Below are 18,844 nucleotides of genomic sequence, written 5' to 3'. Positions count from 1 at the left end.
TCACTTCATGGAGGTTTCCGGTTAAGAACTACCTAAAACCTGCGTTATTTTATAAAATAAAAAATATTATCCTTAAATTTCTCTTCTACTAGTATACACATTTTATATAACTAAAAAACGAAATTAATTTATGTAATCTATACTAATCATATGTTAAATTCGCATTTATTTACAATAAAAAAGCGGGAAAAATATCCCGCTTTTTTTAACTATCTACGTAGACCAAGTTTGTTAATTAAAACACGGTAACGTTGAACGTCTTTATTACGTAGGTAAGTTAAAAGATTACGACGTCTACCTACCATTTTCAAAAGACCACGACGTGAGTGATGATCCTTTTTATGTGTACGTAAATGTTCATTCAAATTATTGATTGACTCAGTAAGGACAGCGATTTGAACTTCTGGAGATCCAGTATCGTTCTCATGCGTTTTGTACTCATTGATAAGTTCGTTTTTACGTTCTTGAGTGATTGCCATCCTGTTTCACCTCCTAATTCTATTACACTAATCCCCAATTACCGAGCAAAACGTTGGTGATTCGATTTTGCCAAGCAAAGGTTGTTTTTAGTACGTCTTTAAGAATAACTGTTTTCTTTGGAAAAATCAAGACATAACCTTTTATTTTTTTATAAACAAAGAACATAAAAATAGAATCTGAAAAAACTTCATCCTATTGTATTTCTGGCCAGTCCTGCTATTCATTAGTTTCTTTCCATTTTTTATTAGGATATATTTTTCAGTATATCCTAATCTTTTTAGAAATATTCAGGTTACTTTTCTTTTTTCTTATCGTGCCTTTTCATAAAAATATTGTAAGGCGGTTTGCTTGTCTTTTTCAATTTGGGCTACTAGTTCATCTATGCCATTGAATTTTTGTTCGCTTCTAATTCGTTTATGCCATTCAACGATTACGGAATGACCATAAATATCTTGATGAAAGTCAAAAATATGGACTTCGATACTAATTTTTTTTTCATCAGGCTGGAAGGTTGGTTTTGTACCGAGGTTACAAACACCCTCATACCATTGATCATTGACAAAGAATCGTACTGCATATACACCTAACGGCGGCAAAATGACATCGCTAGTTGATTTCACATTTGCAGTAGGAAAACCAATCGTTCTACCACGTTTGTCGCCATGGATGACCGTACCATTTACTGAATAGTATCTACCTAAAAGAGCAGGTACCTTTTCCATTTCGCCATTATTTATAAGAGAGCGAATTAAAGTAGAACTTACTTTCTCACCTCCAAAGGTCTCTTTGCCAATAATTGTTGTTTTGTATTTACCTCGTGAATGTATAGAAAGAGTCTCAGCTGTTCCTTGAGCTTTCTTTCCATAAGTGTAATCAAAACCAGCTACTACATGTTTCACATTTAAACCAATTAAATACAAATCAACGAATTCTTGAGGAGGTAAGCTAGCAAACTCAATCGTAAAATCGACAATAAATAAATAATCGATTCCCAAGTTTGCTAATTGTTCTACTTTCGCTTCAAAAGATGTTAAGTAATCTACTTTTTTTGTTTTTCCACCTAATACGATAGAAGGATGGGGGTCAAATGTCATCACCGCACTGCTCCATCCATTTTCATCTGCCACTCTTTTCGCTTCGCCAATTACCTTTTGATGGCCAAGATGAACTCCGTCAAAGGAACCTAATGCTATAGAAATTGGCGGATTATCATGCTCTTTATTTCGTTCTGAATGGTTTATTCTTACTATCTTCACTGTGCTACTCACCTTTTCTAACAAATTTCTTTTTTTCTCATTTGTCGTTAAACTTTCTTTCAAGGTGAACGAGAGCATCAATGGTTACTCCAAGATTTTTAATATTTTGGACGGTTTGATTAATCCTTGTTTTGCTGGATGCTGAACATATATAGCTAACGCTTCACCTGTTGTTGTTTGAATGACAATTGGTTCCTGTTCATTTAGTAGATGAGCAGGAGTTTCTAATACCGTTCCGTTTCGTACCTTCATTGCTAATGTATCATTTATTTCATATTTCGGCAAATGTAAAAGCGCGTCTTCAAGCGGATAAATAAAGTTTTTCAGCTTCCCATTTTCTACATATTCCTCTAGTTCTTCAAATGTTACACACTCTTGTTTCGTAAAGGCTGCAGAACGTGTCCGGCACAAGTCTGACATATGGGCAGGATACCCTAATTTTTCTCCAATCATAACAGCAAGTGTGCGAATATAGGTACCTTTACTACAACTTACTTTAAAACGAAAAGATACGGTTTCTCCCTGTAACACTTGCCATTCTTCGATTAATTCTAAGGAGTAAATGTTTACTTGCCTAGAAGGACGGTCAATCACAATCCCTTGTCTAGCATATTCATAAAGCCTTTTCCCATTTACTTTAACAGCCGAATACATGGGTGGTGTTTGTGTGATTTCTCCTGTTAGCTCTCGTAAAATCGCTTCTATTCTATCTCGCGTAATAATTTCCGCTACTTTTTTCTCCTCGACCTTTTCACCAGAACGATCTTCCGTTGTTGTAGAGTACCCTATCGTTACCTCTCCTACATATTCTTTTCCTGCGTCTGTTATATATTCAGCTACTTTTGTTGCTCTTCCTAAACAAATTGGTAATACACCCGTTACATCCGGATCCAATGTTCCAGTATGACCGACTCGTTTCATATGTAAAATCTTCCGCAAACGAAAAACACAATCATGGGAAGTAAGCCCCTTAGGCTTCCATAACGGTAAAATCCCTTCCATATACCTCATCCTTTATTCATTTTATGGAAAAAAACTCTTAATCTTGAGTCCTCAATTGTAATATAATTTAAAAGTCTTTTGACTCCTGCTGGAATTGAGGGAAATCCACAGGCATAGCCGAGGAGACTCCTATCTGTCCAGCAGAAAAGCAAGTTCCTGGAGCGGAATTCAACGGGCTCCATTTCCACCGCTTATAAAAAAACTCCTATCGCCCATCCATAAGTATCATGGAAAAAGTCCGATAGGAGCAAGTTTATGTTACATCATTATCTTTCGTCATCACTGGACGGATTTTCTTTTGCGATTTGATGCAATAATGTATCAATTCTATTTCCGTAATCTATCGACTCATCAAATTCAAACGTAATTTCAGGCGTTTTGCGTAAACGAATTCTTTGTCCAATTTCAGAACGGATAAATCCTTTCGCTTTTGCCAGCCCTTTTAGTGTATTTTCCCGTTGCTCTTGGTCGCCAAGTACAGAAATATACACAGTTGCTTGTTGAAGGTCACCAGTAACATTAACATCTGTAACTGTTACGAAACCAATGCGAGGATCCTTTATCTTACGGCTAATAATCTCGCCTAGTTCCTTCTTCATTTGTTCACCAACACGATTTGGTCTTAGACTCATCGCGCAATTCACCTCATTTTTTTTAAAGCCATTCTATATCTGTTATGGTTCTCTCTATTTCAGGAAAAGAATCAATAAACTGCTGTGTCTGCTGCAGTACACCTTCAGCTGAAACTCGCGCAGAAGCAACGGTAACAACAGCAATTTTTGTTCTTTGCCAAGTATCTTGATACCCGACTTCTGAAATAGAGATATTAAATCTTTGCTTTAAGCGGGTCATAATTCTTTGCAGAACCGCCCGCTTTTCTTTTAATGAGTGGGCATCATAAATAATGCATTCCACTGACATTAATCCAACAATCATTTACGCTCAATTTCTTCCATTACATATGCTTCGATAATATCGCCTTCTTTAACATCGTTAAAGTTTTTGATGGTAATACCACATTCGTAACCTTGAGCCACTTCTTTTGCATCGTCCTTGAAACGTTTTAATGCATCGATTTCCCCTTCGAAAATAACAACACCATCACGAATCAAACGAATACCGCTGTCTCTTGTAATTTTCCCGTCCGTTACATAAGAACCTGCAATGGTACCGATTTTAGAAACCTTGAATGTTTGACGAATTTCCGCTTGACCAATAATCTTTTCTTGGAACTCAGGATCAAGCATCCCTTTCATCGCTGCTTCAATTTCTTCAATAACCTTATAGATAATACGGTGTAAGCGTACATCTACTTCTTCAGCATCTGCGGCTCTTTTTGCGTTTACGTCTGGACGTACGTTAAATCCAATTACAATCGCATTTGATGCTGCAGCAAGGGTAATATCGGATTCGTTAATCGCCCCTACACCTGTATGGATGATTTTTACGTTTACGCCTTCTACTTCGATTTTATAAAGAGCAGCTGCTAACGCTTCTGCTGAACCTTGAACATCGGCTTTAAGAACGATATTAATATCTTTCATTTCCCCTTGTTTCATATGTTCAAACAGGTTGTCTAAGCTGATTCTTGTTTTTTCAGATCTTTGCGCTTGAATCGCTTGCGTGGAACGAGCTTCCCCGATTTGTCTTGCGGTTTTCTCGTCTTTGAAAACAACAAAACGATCACCAGCTTGAGGAACATCGTTTAACCCAGTGATTTCAACTGGTGTTGATGGTCCTGCAGTTTTAACTCGGCGGCCAAGATCATTAACCATTGCACGAACACGACCAAATGTGTTCCCAACTACAATCGGATCCCCAATATGCAATGTACCATTTTGTACAAGCAATGTTGCTACCGAACCTTTTCCTTTATCTAATTGTGCTTCAATAACAGTACCAACTGCATTACGGTCTGGATTTGCTTTATACTCTTCTACTTCTCCTACTAAAAGAATCATTTCAAGCAGAGAGTCAATACCTTCACCTGTTAAAGCGGAAAGTGGAACAAAGATAGTATCCCCACCCCAAGCTTCAGGTACTAATCCATGTTCTGTTAATTCTTGCATTACGCGATCTGGATTAGCGGTTGGTTTATCCATTTTATTAACAGCAACGATAATTGGAACCTCAGCTGCTTTGGCATGGTTGATTGCTTCAATTGTTTGTGGCATAACACCATCATCAGCAGCAACAACAAGGATAGTGATATCAGTGATTTTCGCACCACGTGCACGCATTGTAGTAAAAGCTGCGTGTCCAGGTGTATCAAGGAAAGTAATTTTCTTGCCATTCTCCTCAATTTGGTATGCACCAATATGCTGGGTAATACCACCAGCTTCTCCTGCTGTTACTTTCGTATTACGTATGCTGTCAAGCAATGTTGTTTTCCCGTGGTCAACGTGTCCCATAATGGTCACAACAGATGGACGCTCTACTAATTCTGCGCCTTCTTCATCTGCAAAGTATACTTCTAGGTCTGTCGTATCGATTTGGATTTCCTCTTCGACCTCTACACCATAATCTGTACAGATTAATTCAATTGCATCTTTATCTAATTCTTGGTTGATTGTTGCCATCACACCAAGAAGGAATAATTTTTTGATGATTTCAGATGGTTCACGATGCAATTTCTTTGCTAATTCAGCAACGGTTAAAGACTCACTGAATGTAATTTTCTCTGGTAATTCTTTTTCCTTTTTCGGAGCTGGCGGTGCAGCTGGAGCAGTATTCTGCTTCCCTTTACGATTGTTGTTTCTATTTTTATTGTTGTTATTATTATTATTTTTTGGTTTGTTAAAACCTGGCTTATTATCTTTAGTATTTTTCACAGATTGATTTACTTTCCCCTTTTCAGCCATTTCATCGCTTTCTTTTTCATACTCGTCCGCGATATTTTTAGCAGCCACTTTTGCAGCTGGCGCTTTTGGCTTATTTTCTTCGTTCTTTTTATTATATATGCTATCTAATTTTTTTACTGCGTCCTCTTCCAGTGTAGTCATATGGTTTGAGACTTCTATGTTCATCTCTTTTAATTTTGCAATAACATCCTTGCTTGAAATGTTATATTTTTTTGCGTATTCGTATACTCGCACTTTACTCATCATTTCACCCCCGCTAGAATTAATCGAGCAGCGTTAAAAGTTTTTTTGCAAATCCATTATCCAAAACAGCGACAACCACTCGTTGTTCTTTCCCTATTGCTTTCCCTAGGATTTCCCGATTTGAAACAAGCTTCACTGGTACTTTATAGGAACGACATTTATCAGTGATTTTCTTTGTCGTGTTTTGTGACGCATCTTCCGACAATAATATTAGCTTTGCATTACCGCTTCTAATTTCTTTAACGGTCAATTCCTCACCTGAGGTTATTTTCCGTGCTCGATTTGCTAAGCCAAGTAATGACATCCACTTGTTATCGTTCATTTGGATTGTCTTTGCTCCTTATCTATTAGTTCTAACAGCTCGTCATAAACTGTATCATCTACAGTAACTTCAAGCTGGCTAGAAAGAATATTCTTCTTCTTGGCTAATAGTACTGCTTCTTTATCCAATGAGAGATATGCTCCTCGACCAGATTTTTTTCCTGTTAAATCGACGGATACAACCCCTTCTTTGGAACGAACGATGCGAACTAGTTCTTTCTTCGGCTTCATTTCACCAGTAGCAACACACTTACGCATTGGTACTTTTCTTGGTTTGTTCACACACATTCACCTCTATCACTCGAAATCTTCTGTGTTTAAGCGGAAATCATCCTCTTCTTCTACTTCATCATCAAACTTAATCAATGAATTTTCAGTAGGATAAATTCCAGCTTCTCTTGCTTCTGACTCGGATTTGATATCAATTTTCCAGCCTGTCAGCTTTGCTGCCAGACGTGCATTTTGACCTCGCTTTCCGATAGCCAGCGACAACTGATAATCAGGAACAATAACCGTTGTTGCTTTATCTTCTTCGTTTACAATAACTTCTAAGACCTTTGAAGGACTAAGAGCATTTGCAACGAAAACAGTAGGGTCACTTGACCACTTAACAATATCAATCTTTTCCCCTTTTAGCTCATTAACAATCGTCTGTACACGAGTTCCTTTTGGCCCTACACATGAACCTACTGGATCTACCTCTTCGTTCTCAGAATGAACGGAAATCTTAGAACGATCTCCCGCTTCACGGGCAACTGATTTTATTTCAACTGTACCATCATAAATTTCCGGTACTTCCATCTCGAATAATCTTTTAAGTAGCCCAGGATGTGTTCTAGACACAAAGATTTGGGGACCTTTTGTTGTCTTTTCCACTTTTGTCAGGAAAACTTTGATGCGATCATGCGGTTTATAATGCTCATTCGGCATTTGTTCATTTGTAGGTAAAATCGCTTCAATTTTGCCTAAGCTGACGTAAATAAATTTACTGTCTTGGCGTTGAACAATGCCTGTCATGATATCTTCTTCGCGATCAATAAATTCAGAATAAATAATTCCTCTTTCTGCTTCGCGAACTCTTTGTGTTACTACTTGTTTAGCAGTTTGTGCCGCAATTCTGCCAAAGTCTTTTGGCGTTACTTCCAACTCTACTACATCTTCCACTTCATAGTTCGGATTAATTCTTTGTGCATCTTCTAAAGAAATTTCAAGACGTGGGTCAAACACCTCATCTACTACTTCTTTTCTAGCAAATACACGCATAGACCCAGCACCTAGATTCAAATCAATTCGTACATTTTGTGCTTGGTTAAAATTACGACGGTAAGCAGAAATCAAAGCTGCTTCCATGGCATCCATGATCACTTCACGTGATATTCCTTTTTCTTTTTCAAGTAACACTAGAGCATCAACTAATTCACTGCTCATGAGCGTGTATCCCCCTTTATTCTCTTTTATGAAAAATTATAATGATCGATTACAAAAGACATTTCATCGATTCTTTATACATTATGAAAAACTAACTGCGAGTCTTGCTTTTGCCACTTTTTCGTACGGTATCACAATTGTTTTCTTTCTAGTTTTAATTTTCACTTCAACTGTTACTGTTTTACCATCAAAAGCTGTTAAAACTCCTTCGAATGTTTTTTCCTTTTCAATCGGTTCATATGTTTTAATATAGACATTTTTCCCAATCGCTTTTTCGAAGTCTTTGTCTTTTTTTAATGGTCGCTCTGCTCCAGGTGAAGAAACCTCAAGAAAATAGTTTTCTGAAATCGGATCGACTTCATCTAACTTCTCACTAAGTTTTTCACTAACGACTGCACATTCATCAATATCTACACCTGTATCTTTGTCAATATATACCCGTAAAAACCAGTTTGGTCCCTCTTTTACATATTCGACATCTACTAATTCTAAGTGTAGTTCATCTAAAATAGGATGTACCATTTCTTCGACTATTTCTGTTACTTTGCTCAAAATTTTTCCCTCCTTAAGCAAGGAACCTTATTATGTTTTTAGAGTCAACTTAGCAGCCTGAAATATGTACTCTTTGTTGCTCATCCATCAAATCAGCGATACCCTTTCCTTTGATTTTAGGAAAAAAACCCTAATACAAACAGGAAAGAGTGGGTTGCCCCACTCTCCATTCGCGAAAGTTATCCTTAGTATTTCCAAATAAACTATACCATAACCACTTCATTTATGCAAATGAAAGTCCGTAGTTTCAAGGTTTCTTCTCTTATTAAGAAAGAGTTTTAGAATAAAGAAAGCTGGTTTTGATCTGGCATATCAGCTAAGCAACCATGATTCTCTAGATATTGCATAATTGTTTTTGATACTTTTCCACGTTGCTGTAAATCCTCTTTTGATAAGAATTCACCATCTTTTCTTGCTTCTACAATATTAATGGCAGCATTTGTCCCAAGTCCAGGAATACTGTTAAATGGCGGGATAAGAGAGTTTCCTTCAATAATAAATTCAGTAGCACTTGATTTATATAAGTCCACTTTCTTAAATGTGTATCCTCTTTCTACCATTTCAAAAGCAAGCTCCATTACCGTTAATAAGTTTTTCTCTTTCGTTGATGCATCTAACCCTTTTGCCGTAATATCATCGATTACCGCTTTAATACTATGGGATCCTTTTACCATTGCATCAATATCAAAATCATCGGCGCGAACGGTAAAATAAGCTGCATAATATAATAGGGCATGATGCACTTTAAAATAGGCAATTCTTACTGCCATTAAGACGTATGCCGCAGCATGGGCTTTAGGAAACATGTATTTTATTTTTTTACAAGAATCAATATACCATTCTGGTACTTCATTCTTTCTCATTTCCTCTTCCATTTCATCTGTAAGGCCTTTTCCTTTACGCACGCTTTCCATAATCTTGAAAGCGAAACTTGGATCAAGGCCTTGATATATCAAATAAACCATAATATCATCACGACATCCGATTACTTCACTTAAGTTACAAATATTATTATGAATAAGTTCTTGTGCATTTCCTAGCCATACATCTGTACCATGGGACAAACCAGAAATCTGTACTAATTCAGAAAAAGTTGTCGGCTTTGTATCTTCTAACATTTGTCGAACAAATTTTGTTCCAAATTCAGGGATACCAAATGTTCCCGTTTTGCAATAAATTTGTTCTGGTGTTACTCCAAGGGACTCGGTACCACTGAATATTTTCATTACTTCAGGATCATCTGTTGGAATGGTCTTTGGATCAATTCCACTTAAATCTTGAAGCATTCTAATAACAGTTGGATCATCGTGCCCTAGAATATCAAGCTTTAGAACATTGTCATGGATGGAATGGAAATCAAAATGGGTTGTTTTCCATTCAGAATTCCGATCATCTGCCGGAAATTGAATTGGCGTAAAATCGTAGACATCCATATAGTCTGGTATTACAATGATTCCCCCTGGATGCTGCCCGGTTGTACGTTTAACCCCAGTACATCCAGATGCTAATCGATCAATTTCTGCTCCGCGAATTTGTAAATTATTATCATTTTGATATGCCTTTACATAGCCGTATGCTGTTTTATCCGCAACTGTACCAATTGTACCTGCGCGATACACATACTCTTCACCAAAGAGCACTTTTGTATAGTTATGCGCTTTTGGCTGATATTCACCAGAAAAGTTCAAATCAATATCGGGAACCTTATCTCCTTTAAATCCTAGGAAAGTTTCAAATGGAATATCGTGACCATCTTTCTTCAAGCGAGCCCCACAGTTAGGACAATTTTTATCTGGCAAGTCAAAGCCAGATCCAACCGAACCATCGTTAAAAAACTCCGAGTATTTACATTCCGCACAAATATAATGTGGCGGCAATGGATTAACCTCGGTTATCTCTGTCATAGTAGCAACAAAGGAAGAACCAACAGATCCACGCGAACCTACTAGGTATCCATCATCTAACGACTTTTTCACGAGCTTATGGGAAATCAAATAAATTACGGCAAATCCATGACCGATGATACTTTTTAGTTCCTTTTCTAAGCGTGCTTCTACGATTTCAGGTAATTCATCACCATAAATACGTCTAGCCATGCCATAGCTCATTTCCCGCATCTCTTCTTCCGATCCTTCAATTTTCGGTGTATAAAGATCATCTTTGATTGGTTTAATAACATCAATCATATCGGCAATTTTATTAGTATTTGTTACAACTATCTCTTTTGCCTTTTCTTTTCCAAGGAAGCCGAAGCAGTCCAGCATTTCATTTGTTGTACGGAAATGGACATCTGGAAGCTTATGGCGATTAAGCGGATTCGCTCCACCTTGTGAACCGACTAGAATTTCTCGATAGATTTTATCGTTAGGATTCAGATAATGAACATTCCCGGTCGCAACCACTGGTATATCTAATTTATCCCCAAGTTTTACGATATTACCAATTATTTCTTCTAAGGCTTTTTCATCTTGTACTAACTCCATTTCAATTAAATGAGCGTACACCTCTTTTGGCATTACTTCTAAATAATCATAAAATGGCGCAATATCTTCTACTTCTTCTGGAGCCTTCTGCATCATTGCTTCAAAGACTTCCCCTTTATCACAAGCTGATCCTACTAACAAACCTTCCCGGTATTTTTGCAAGACTGATCTCGGAATACGAGGAACCCGATAGAAATAATTAATATGTGCAATCGAAACGAGTTTAAAGAGATTTTTAAGCCCTACCTCATTTTGCGCTAGCACTGTACAATGATATGGTCTTGCCCTTTGATAGGCATTTCCTTGTCCCATATTATCATTTAATTGATTATGATTGGTGATGCCCCTTTCAGCAGCATCTTTCAACATTTTTAAAGCGAGATATCCAGTCGCCTCAGCATCATAAATGGCGCGGTGATGCTGAGTTAATTCGATATCAAATTTTTTCGCGAGTGTATTTAAACGATGATTTTTCATTTCTGGATATAAAAATCTACCCAGTTCCAATGTATCAATGACCGCATTTGTCGATTTAGGCAGTCCTGCCTTCTGATAGCCGACATTCAAAAAGCCGACATCAAAGGATGCATTATGAGCAACTAAAATACTATCGCCTGTCCAATCCGCAAACTTGCGTAAGACAATATCAATTTCTGGTGCGCTTTCTACCATATCATCAGTAATACCTGTTAAATTAATGGTTGTCGCAGAAAGACGATGATGTGGATTGGCAAAAGATTCAAATCGATCGATAATTTCTCCATTATGGATTTTCACTGCCGCCAGTTCAATAATCGTGTTATATACAGCCGAAAGTCCAGTTGTTTCTACGTCGAATACTACATAAGTCGCATCCTCTAAATCGATATCCTTTGGATTATAAGCTATTGGTACACCGTCATCTACTAGATTCATTTCTACGCCGTAAAGAATTTTAACGTCATTTTTCTTTCCAGCACCAAAAGCTTCCGGGAATGATTGCGCAACAGCATGATCCGTGATAGCAATTGCTTTATGTCCCCATTTTTTCGCTTGGCCGACAAGAGTTGCGACAGATGAAACTGCATCCATTTGACTCATTGGTGTATGAAGATGCAACTCAACTCGTTTTTCATCCTCTTTAGCGGTATCCTTCCGCTCAACAGGCTTAATTTCATTTAAGTCATTTCCTATCATCACTAAATCGCGAACGAATGTATCATTTTGAATGCTTCCGCGCGCTCTAAGCCACATACCTTTTTTTACCAATTGAAAAAGAGCTGCATCCTCTTTGTCACGAGAGAACATTTTGACAAGGATAGAGCTTGTATAATCTGTTATTTTAAAGGTTAATAGCGTTCGTCCACTGCGCAGCTCTTTTGTTTCTGCAAAGAAGACATATCCTTGAATCGTAACACGTCTTTCTTCATCGACAATCTCTTCCATACGACGATAATCGCTATCATCCTTGATCGTTAAGCCAATTGTTAATGGACCACTTGGGATTGGCGAATCACCAGCTTCTTTTTCAGCTTCCATCTTCTGAATATCTAATAAAGCTTGTTTTCCTCTTTCCTCATCCTCTTTTTGCTTCGCAAGCAAGAATTGCTCATAATCTGAATTTGATTTTTCTGCTGCTATCTCTGTGTCTAAACTCATTGCAGGAAAACCAAAATATTGATAAGCGTCTGTAATTAAGTTCGCGTATTTACGCTTAATCGCTAAGCCTTCCATTTCATTTCTAACCTGAATTGTCAGCTTATTGCCATTTAATTGCGGCACTTGTTCATTTAATAGTTTTAATAACGGTGGAGAAATTCCTTGCATCTCCTCTATACACGCAGACCAATAGTCTCGAATTAATACATCTGTAACAATTCCATTTCTTACTCGAATATCATACGTAATAGTAGCAATATGAGAAAAACTACTTTTTAACTTGGCAGTAAATAATTGATAGACTTGAAATGGAATGATATCATCAAACAAAAAATGAAAATGCCACTTTTTGGACCGTTTTTCGACAACAATTTTTTCTATACTTGCGTTGCGAAAATGGGAAATATATGAATCATCCGTTAATTGCAATTGTTGCAGCAAAATCTGGAAACGATCTACTTTCCCCTGTATATCACTCATTTATGTCGCTCCTTCCAATCTTGCTTAATTTCTATAAAAAATATTATATCACAGAAATAAATTGTTCTTTTCCTTAATGCAGTTTAGCATACAATCTAAGCTACAAAAAGAAAAAGATTTAGCCGATTGCTAAACCTTTTTCTTTTATCCTGTTTTCGCTTATCCTGCTACTTGTGTTAAGCGGAGAATCGTAGCAGCAAGCTCACTTTCATGTACTTCCAGCATTTCTCCTGTACTTCTGACTTTCACTTCTACGATGCCTTCTCCTGCTTTTTTCCCGACAGTGACGCGAATTGGTAAACCAATTAAATCAGAATCAGCAAATTTCACGCCTGCACGCTCAGCACGGTCATCTACTAATACATCAAAACGATTAGCCTTTAATGCTGCATATAATTTTTCGGATAACTCATTTTGTGTGTCATCTTTTGTATTTACAGTAATTAAATGAATATCAAATGGCGCTACAGCATTTGGCCATACAATCCCTCTGTCATCATTAAATTGCTCCACTATCGCTGCCATCGTTCTTGACACACCAATTCCATAGCAACCCATAATAAGTGCTTGACTTCTGCCGTTTTCATCTAAATAGGTCGCACCCATTGCTTCACTATATCGAGTACCAAGCTTAAAGACATGGCCTACTTCAATGCCCTTAGCAAAAGTAATCGTGCCTTTTCCATCTGGTGAAAGGTCACCTTCTTGAATAAATCGAATATCCGCATATTGATCGACAGTAAAATCACGATCAGGATTCACATTCACATAGTGGTAATTTTCTTGGTTTGCTCCACAAACACCGTTTACAATTGCTTTCACAGCATAATCTGCAATTACTTCAACATCTTTCACGTTAATTGGACCGATTGAGCCAACCTTGCTTCCTAGCACTTCTTCCGTATCTGCATGATCTGCTAATTCTACTACATTTGCTTCTAAAAGGTTCTTCACCTTAATATCATTTACTTCGTGGTCTCCTCGAACTAATACTAGAACAAACTTCTCATCAACTTTAAATAAAAGAGATTTGATACATTTTTCTGCTGCTACGTTTAAGAAAGAAGAAACTTCTTCAATTGTTTTTTGTTCTTTTGTTTCTACTTTTTCTAATTCTTTAGCAGGCTCGTCCGTTTTATCATAGGAATTAATAACTGGAGCCATTTCAATATTTGCAGCATAATTGGATTCCGTTGAGTACGCAATCGTATCTTCTCCAACATCAGATAATACCATGAATTCATGCGTATCCTTTCCGCCCATTGCGCCACTATCTGCAATAACTGCCCGATAGTTTAAGCCGCAGCGCTCAAATATATTGCAATAAGCTTGGAAAATTGAGTCATAAACTTCTCCTAAGCTTTCATGCGAAGAATGGAAGCTGTAGGCATCTTTCATAATAAACTCTCTGCCGCGCAAAATTCCAAAACGTGGTCTTTTCTCATCTCTGAATTTCGTTTGGATTTGATAAAGCGTTAATGGCAAGCGTTTATAAGATTTCACTTCATCACGAACTAAACTAGTTATCACTTCTTCATGTGTGGCCCCAAGAGCAAATTCTCGACTATTACGGTCTTTTAAACGCATTAATTCGGGTCCATAAGTAAACCATCTGCCGGATTCTTGCCATAATTCCGCTTGCTGCAATGCAGGCATTAATAACTCCACTCCACCAGCTGCATCCATTTCTTCACGAATAATTTGTTCAATTTTCTTTATTACTTTGTTTGCTAGTGGCAAATAAGAATAGATACCACTTGCATTTTGTCTAATATATCCAGCTCTTAATAAGAGCTGATGGCTTTTAATATCTGCATCTGCTGGTACTTCTCTTAATGTTGGAATTAACATTTTACTTTGCTTCATCTATCATTGCACCTCTATTATTTATGTTGTTATTAAGTTGTTATGGTGAGATATGTTTTACATCTTTGAGTTGAGTGTCTTGTGCTGCCGCCAACTGCCTCATGCCTATTATCAAAAAAGAGTTTCCTGACAAAACAACATTCCCCTTACAATAAGGGGAATGAAAAGTATCCTACTGTATAAAAAATCGTTGGATATCATTCCAAGTGACGACAATCATCAATAACATGAGTAAGGCAAATCCAATAAAATGAACGATGCCCTCTTTTTGCCGGTCAATTGGTTTACCGCGAACCGCTTCAATAGCAAAAAACAATAGTCGCCCACCGTCTAATGCAGGTAACGGAAGAAGATTCATAATACCTAAGTTAATACTTAAAACAGCCGCCCAATTCATTAAGGAATAGACACCTGATTGAGCAACCGTATCGGTTGATTGATAAATGGCAACAGGACCACCTAAAGCATCAATCGAAAATTGACCGGTTACTAGTTTACCAACTGCTCCAAAAATTTCCTTTGTCCAATTATAGGTTTGTGCTGCACCAAATTGGATAGACTTTAATGGCGATTTTTCCATTGGGCTGTATACACCAACTAACCCAATTGTTTTTCCATCTACTTCTGTTTCCTTTGGTGTTACGTCAATTGTCATTTCTTGTCCATTACGATCGATTAAAAATTCTAGGTTCTCTCCCGGACTTTTTTGAATAATGGAAACAACTTCTTCCCAAGAACCTACAGATTGTCCGTCAATGCTGATGACATTATCGCCTTCATGCAGGCCTGCACTAATTGCAACTCCATCATCTGTTAACTTACCAAGCTTTGCTTCATTTGAAGGAATTCCTTGTATTAACGCAATCACAATAAAAATAAGAAAAGCTAACACAAAGTTCATGGCCGGACCTGCAAAAATAGCAAGTGTGCGCTGCCATAGTGACTTACTGGCAAATTGTCGATCATATGGTGCAATTTGCGTTTCGATTCCATTTTCAACAAAAACAGCATCTTTTCTTACAGAAAAAACGAGGAGATTATCTTCATTGTCTTCCTCTACATATCCTTTTACAAAAAGCTTATGTTCTAAATCAGCATCCTCTACATTAATAACACGAGCATTCGGATACTTTTCTTTATTGTTAATGATAATTTTCGTTACTTCTTCTTTATCATTAAGGATTAAGCCGATGCGATGACCAGGTTTAATATCAACCATTTCTGGATCTTCTCCAGCCATCCGCACATAACCGCCAATTGGCAGAAGACGAATCGTATAAACAGTTTCTCCCTTTTTTAAAGAAAGAACTTTAGGCCCCATTCCAATGGCGAATTCACGACATAAAATGCCCGCACGCTTAGCTAATACGAAATGCCCTAATTCGTGGAAAAAAACTAACGCACCAAAAATGATGATAAAAGCTATAACTGTATACAAAATTTTTAACCACCTTTTTATAGAAGTGTGCTTACTCTTTTTCTTGTTTCTAAGTCAATCTCTTGGATCACTTCAAGACTAGGGTTTAGTATATTCTGATGACTATTTAGTGCTTTTTCGATTAAATCTTCAATTTGTAGAAAGCTAATTTCTTGATTTAAGAATTTTTGTACTGCCACTTCATTCGCTGCATTTAATACTGTTGGTAAAGTTCCACCTGCTTTTCCAGCCTCAAAAGCAAAATGAAGACATCTAAATCTCTCTAAGTCCATAGGCTGAAAATGCAATTTTCCAATCGCAGCTAAATCTAATTTTTTCCCATTTGCTGCAGCTAGACGCTCTGGAAACGAAAGAGCATATTGAATGGGTATTCGCATATCTGGAGTACCTAATTGAGCGATTACACTACTATCATGGAATTCTACCATTGAATGAATGATACTTTCTTTATGTAGTAATACATCTATTTTCTCATATGGAAGCCCAAATAACCAGTGCGCTTCAATTACTTCTAAACCCTTATTCATCATTGTCGCCGAATCAATCGTAATTTTCGCACCCATTGACCAATTTGGATGATTTAAAGCGTCATCCACTGTCACCTGCTCTAACTCTTTTCTACTAAGATCGCGGAAACTTCCTCCAGAGGCAGTAATAATAAGGCGCTCAATATTTTTCGGGTTTTCCCCTTGTAAACATTGAAAAATAGCAGAATGCTCACTATCAACTGGTAATACAGGAACATTATATTTTGCAGCTGCATCCATTACAATATGTCCTGCAGTAACTAATGTTTCCTTATTTGCAATCGCTATAACCTTTCCCGCTTCAATTGCTTGTAACGTTGGATGTAAACCAACACTACCGATTACTGCATTTACCAGAATATCAGCTTTATCAAAAACGGCTGCTTCTATTAATCCATCCAATCCATAGCTAAAACATATATCTGGGAAGATTTGTTTTAATTGCTCATAATCTTTTTTTTCTGCAACAGATACAAGCTGCGGTCTAAATTCTTGAATGATCTTTCTGGTTAATTCTATATTTTTTCCTGATGAAAAGGCAACTAATTCAAACATATCTGGATGACTTTTAATAACATCCAAAGTTTGCATTCCAATCGATCCTGTCGCCCCTAGCAAACTAATATACTTCACTACCTCACTCCTACACCCAATATTTCCTACTATTTATTTTAAATTAAATGAAGAAAACGTTCAAAGATAAAATAAAGCAGCGGCCAGACAAAAATAAGACTGTCAAACCGATCCAGAATTCCGCCATGTCCTGGTAATAACTTTCCTGAGTCCTTCACATCATAGTGACGTTTTAACGCAGATTCTGTTAAATCACCAATTTGTCCAAAAATAGATAAGATAATGGTAGTAAAAGCAAAGCCTATAGACCATTCTATGTATCCAAACACACTAAATAGAACTCCTACTACTAAAGCACTTACTATCCCGCCAATAAATCCTTCGACTGTTTTATTTGGACTTATTTCTGGCCATAATTTTCGTTTTCCAATTGCTCTTCCGATGAAGTATGCACCAGAATCAGTGGCCCAAATGATAAATAGTGAATAAATAAGAAAAGCTAAATCCGTTTCTCTAATTTCAATAAAGAAATGGAATCCTGTTCCAATATAGATGACAGCTAGTATCGTAAAAGCAACATCATCAAATGTAAATTTATTTTTAGAAAAAACCATATAAGTTAAATAAAATAAAACAGCGATTAAGCCCAATTCTATTTTATTCATATTCCACGAACTTATATAATGATTCGGCAGAACAATCATCCATACGGTAATTAATGAAATAAATCCCGGAATAGAAAAAAATGAAATTTTTCTCATTCTAAACATTTCAAATACACCAATTCCAACTAATAGAAAAGTAAAAAGAACTAATGGTAGTTTTCCAATTAATACAAATGGTAAAAATACGGCTATTGCAATAATTGCTGTTATGATTCTTTGCTTCATCTCTAAACCAACTCTCTTCAGACTCCACCAAAACGGCGTTGTCTGTTTTGAAATTCTTCTATTGCTTCGAATAAATGTAATTCACTAAAATCTGGCCATAGTACATTCGTAAAGTATAGTTCGGAATAAGCTATTTGCCAAAGCATGAAGTTGCTTATTCTTATTTCTCCACTTGTACGAATTAATAAATCTGGCTCGATTATATCTTCTGTCATCAAATAAGAGGAAAATACTTCTTCTGTTAAGTTATCTATTTCTATTTTTCCCGTTTGACTGTCTTTTACAACATTTTTAACAGCATCTATGATTTCGGCCCTAGAACCATAATTTAAGGCAAAGTTTAAATGAAGACCTGTATTATGCTTTGTTTGTTCTACTGCTCGATTTAGGGCATTCAAAGTAGATTCTGGTAATCCTTCTGTATAGCCAATGGCTGTTACGCGAACATTTTTTTCAATTAATTCAGGTAAAAATGTACTAAGAAATTGTTCTGGAAGGGACAGAATGTAATCAACTTCCGATTTCGGCCTTTTCCAATTTTCTGTGGAAAAAGCATATAAAGTTAACACTTTGATTCCAAGATCATTTGCAATAGCTGTAATTCGTTTTACACATTTCATTCCTTCATGATGGCCTGCAATTCTAGGCAACGTTCTCTTTTTTGCCCATCTTCCATTTCCATCCATGATAATTGCAACATGCTCTGGAATTTGTCGCATTTTAAGTGCTGATATTCGGTCTTGGAAATTAGAAGAAACAGGTTTCTTCTTCCATAACCTTATTTTGTTAAACATAAAATAGCTCCT

The 18,844-nt window shown here is 36.8% G+C and carries 16 protein-coding genes; all 16 read right to left on the bottom strand.

Going from position 1 to position 18,844, the window contains the following annotated elements:
* Positions 1-209 precede the first annotated feature (209 nt).
* The 16 genes from rpsO to MHH96_RS15155 all read right to left on the bottom strand — a co-directional run bounded on the left by rpsO (position 210) and on the right by MHH96_RS15155 (position 18,832).
* Complete coding sequence (gene rpsO, locus MHH96_RS15230) at positions 210-479, bottom strand: 30S ribosomal protein S15 (protein WP_016201171.1); 270 nt, start codon at positions 477-479, stop codon at positions 210-212.
* A gap of 309 nt (positions 480-788) precedes the next feature.
* Entirely contained in the window at positions 789-1,736 is a 948-nt protein-coding gene (gene ribF / locus MHH96_RS15225) for a bifunctional riboflavin kinase/FAD synthetase (RefSeq protein ID WP_095319979.1), read from the bottom strand.
* Positions 1,737-1,820: 84 nt separating this feature from the next.
* Positions 1,821-2,738, bottom strand: coding sequence for a tRNA pseudouridine(55) synthase TruB (truB, locus tag MHH96_RS15220; protein ID WP_328283420.1), 918 nt, complete (start codon positions 2,736-2,738; stop codon positions 1,821-1,823).
* A 266-nt stretch (positions 2,739-3,004) separates the two neighbouring features.
* A complete protein-coding gene (gene rbfA, locus MHH96_RS15215; protein ID WP_047940040.1) occupies positions 3,005-3,370 on the bottom strand; it encodes a 30S ribosome-binding factor RbfA in 366 nt (121 codons plus the stop codon).
* A gap of 22 nt (positions 3,371-3,392) precedes the next feature.
* Entirely contained in the window at positions 3,393-3,674 is a 282-nt protein-coding gene (locus MHH96_RS15210; protein ID WP_047940039.1) for a DUF503 domain-containing protein, read from the bottom strand.
* Positions 3,671-5,842, bottom strand: coding sequence for a translation initiation factor IF-2 (infB, locus tag MHH96_RS15205; protein WP_095319948.1), 2,172 nt, complete (start codon positions 5,840-5,842; stop codon positions 3,671-3,673). The genes MHH96_RS15210 and infB overlap by 4 nt, the downstream gene beginning before the upstream one ends.
* 19 nt (positions 5,843-5,861) lie before the next feature.
* A complete protein-coding gene (locus MHH96_RS15200; RefSeq protein ID WP_016201165.1) occupies positions 5,862-6,164 on the bottom strand; it encodes a YlxQ family RNA-binding protein in 303 nt (100 codons plus the stop codon).
* Positions 6,161-6,445, bottom strand: a complete 285-nt coding sequence (rnpM, locus tag MHH96_RS15195) for an RNase P modulator RnpM (RefSeq protein ID WP_047940037.1) — start codon at positions 6,443-6,445, stop codon at positions 6,161-6,163. Before rnpM ends, MHH96_RS15200 begins: the two co-directional genes overlap by 4 nt.
* Positions 6,446-6,460: 15 nt before the next feature.
* Entirely contained in the window at positions 6,461-7,591 is a 1,131-nt protein-coding gene (gene nusA / locus MHH96_RS15190) for a transcription termination factor NusA (RefSeq protein WP_047940036.1), read from the bottom strand.
* Between the two features lie 81 nt (positions 7,592-7,672).
* Positions 7,673-8,146, bottom strand: a complete 474-nt coding sequence (gene rimP, locus MHH96_RS15185) for a ribosome maturation factor RimP (RefSeq protein WP_172866010.1) — start codon at positions 8,144-8,146, stop codon at positions 7,673-7,675.
* Positions 8,147-8,421: 275 nt separating this feature from the next.
* Positions 8,422-12,744, bottom strand: coding sequence for a PolC-type DNA polymerase III (locus MHH96_RS15180; protein ID WP_047940034.1), 4,323 nt, complete (start codon positions 12,742-12,744; stop codon positions 8,422-8,424).
* Between the two features lie 159 nt (positions 12,745-12,903).
* Positions 12,904-14,610 (bottom strand): proline--tRNA ligase, encoded by a 1,707-nt coding sequence (locus tag MHH96_RS15175; protein WP_047940033.1) that lies wholly within the window; start codon positions 14,608-14,610, stop codon positions 12,904-12,906.
* 172 nt (positions 14,611-14,782) lie between these two features.
* A complete protein-coding gene (gene rseP, locus MHH96_RS15170) occupies positions 14,783-16,048 on the bottom strand; it encodes an RIP metalloprotease RseP (protein ID WP_047940032.1) in 1,266 nt (421 codons plus the stop codon).
* A 17-nt stretch (positions 16,049-16,065) separates the two neighbouring features.
* Entirely contained in the window at positions 16,066-17,208 is a 1,143-nt protein-coding gene (gene dxr / locus MHH96_RS15165) for a 1-deoxy-D-xylulose-5-phosphate reductoisomerase (RefSeq protein WP_047940031.1), read from the bottom strand.
* 38 nt (positions 17,209-17,246) lie between these two features.
* Positions 17,247-18,038, bottom strand: coding sequence for a phosphatidate cytidylyltransferase (locus MHH96_RS15160; protein WP_047940030.1), 792 nt, complete (start codon positions 18,036-18,038; stop codon positions 17,247-17,249).
* 17 nt (positions 18,039-18,055) lie between these two features.
* On the bottom strand, positions 18,056-18,832 hold the full coding sequence (locus MHH96_RS15155; RefSeq protein ID WP_047940029.1) for an isoprenyl transferase: 777 nt from the start codon (positions 18,830-18,832) through the stop codon (positions 18,056-18,058).
* Between the last annotated feature and the right edge of the window lie 12 nt (positions 18,833-18,844).

Source organism: Niallia sp. FSL K6-0212, assembly GCF_038007605.1.
Taxonomy (GTDB): domain Bacteria; phylum Bacillota; class Bacilli; order Bacillales; family Cytobacillaceae; genus Niallia; species Niallia circulans.
Note: the sequence above shows the minus strand (reverse complement) of the source record. Positions and strands in the feature narration are given on the sequence as shown.

What these genes read in the sequence shown, in the direction of transcription:
- MHH96_RS15180 (WP_047940034.1), bottom strand. Translation starts at nt 12,744, where the DNA reads ATGAGTGATATACAGGGGAAAGTAGATCGTTTCCAGATTTTGCTGCAA.
- MHH96_RS15175 (WP_047940033.1), bottom strand. Translation starts at nt 14,610, where the DNA reads ATGAAGCAAAGTAAAATGTTAATTCCAACATTAAGAGAAGTACCAGCA.
- MHH96_RS15210 (WP_047940039.1), bottom strand. Translation starts at nt 3,674, where the DNA reads ATGATTGTTGGATTAATGTCAGTGGAATGCATTATTTATGATGCCCAC.
- infB (WP_095319948.1), bottom strand. Translation starts at nt 5,842, where the DNA reads ATGAGTAAAGTGCGAGTATACGAATACGCAAAAAAATATAACATTTCA.
- MHH96_RS15155 (WP_047940029.1), bottom strand. Translation starts at nt 18,832, where the DNA reads ATGTTTAACAAAATAAGGTTATGGAAGAAGAAACCTGTTTCTTCTAAT.
- rbfA (WP_047940040.1), bottom strand. Translation starts at nt 3,370, where the DNA reads ATGAGTCTAAGACCAAATCGTGTTGGTGAACAAATGAAGAAGGAACTA.
- MHH96_RS15200 (WP_016201165.1), bottom strand. Translation starts at nt 6,164, where the DNA reads ATGAACGATAACAAGTGGATGTCATTACTTGGCTTAGCAAATCGAGCA.
- MHH96_RS15160 (WP_047940030.1), bottom strand. Translation starts at nt 18,038, where the DNA reads ATGAAGCAAAGAATCATAACAGCAATTATTGCAATAGCCGTATTTTTA.
- truB (WP_328283420.1), bottom strand. Translation starts at nt 2,738, where the DNA reads ATGGAAGGGATTTTACCGTTATGGAAGCCTAAGGGGCTTACTTCCCAT.
- nusA (WP_047940036.1), bottom strand. Translation starts at nt 7,591, where the DNA reads ATGAGCAGTGAATTAGTTGATGCTCTAGTGTTACTTGAAAAAGAAAAA.
- rpsO (WP_016201171.1), bottom strand. Translation starts at nt 479, where the DNA reads ATGGCAATCACTCAAGAACGTAAAAACGAACTTATCAATGAGTACAAA.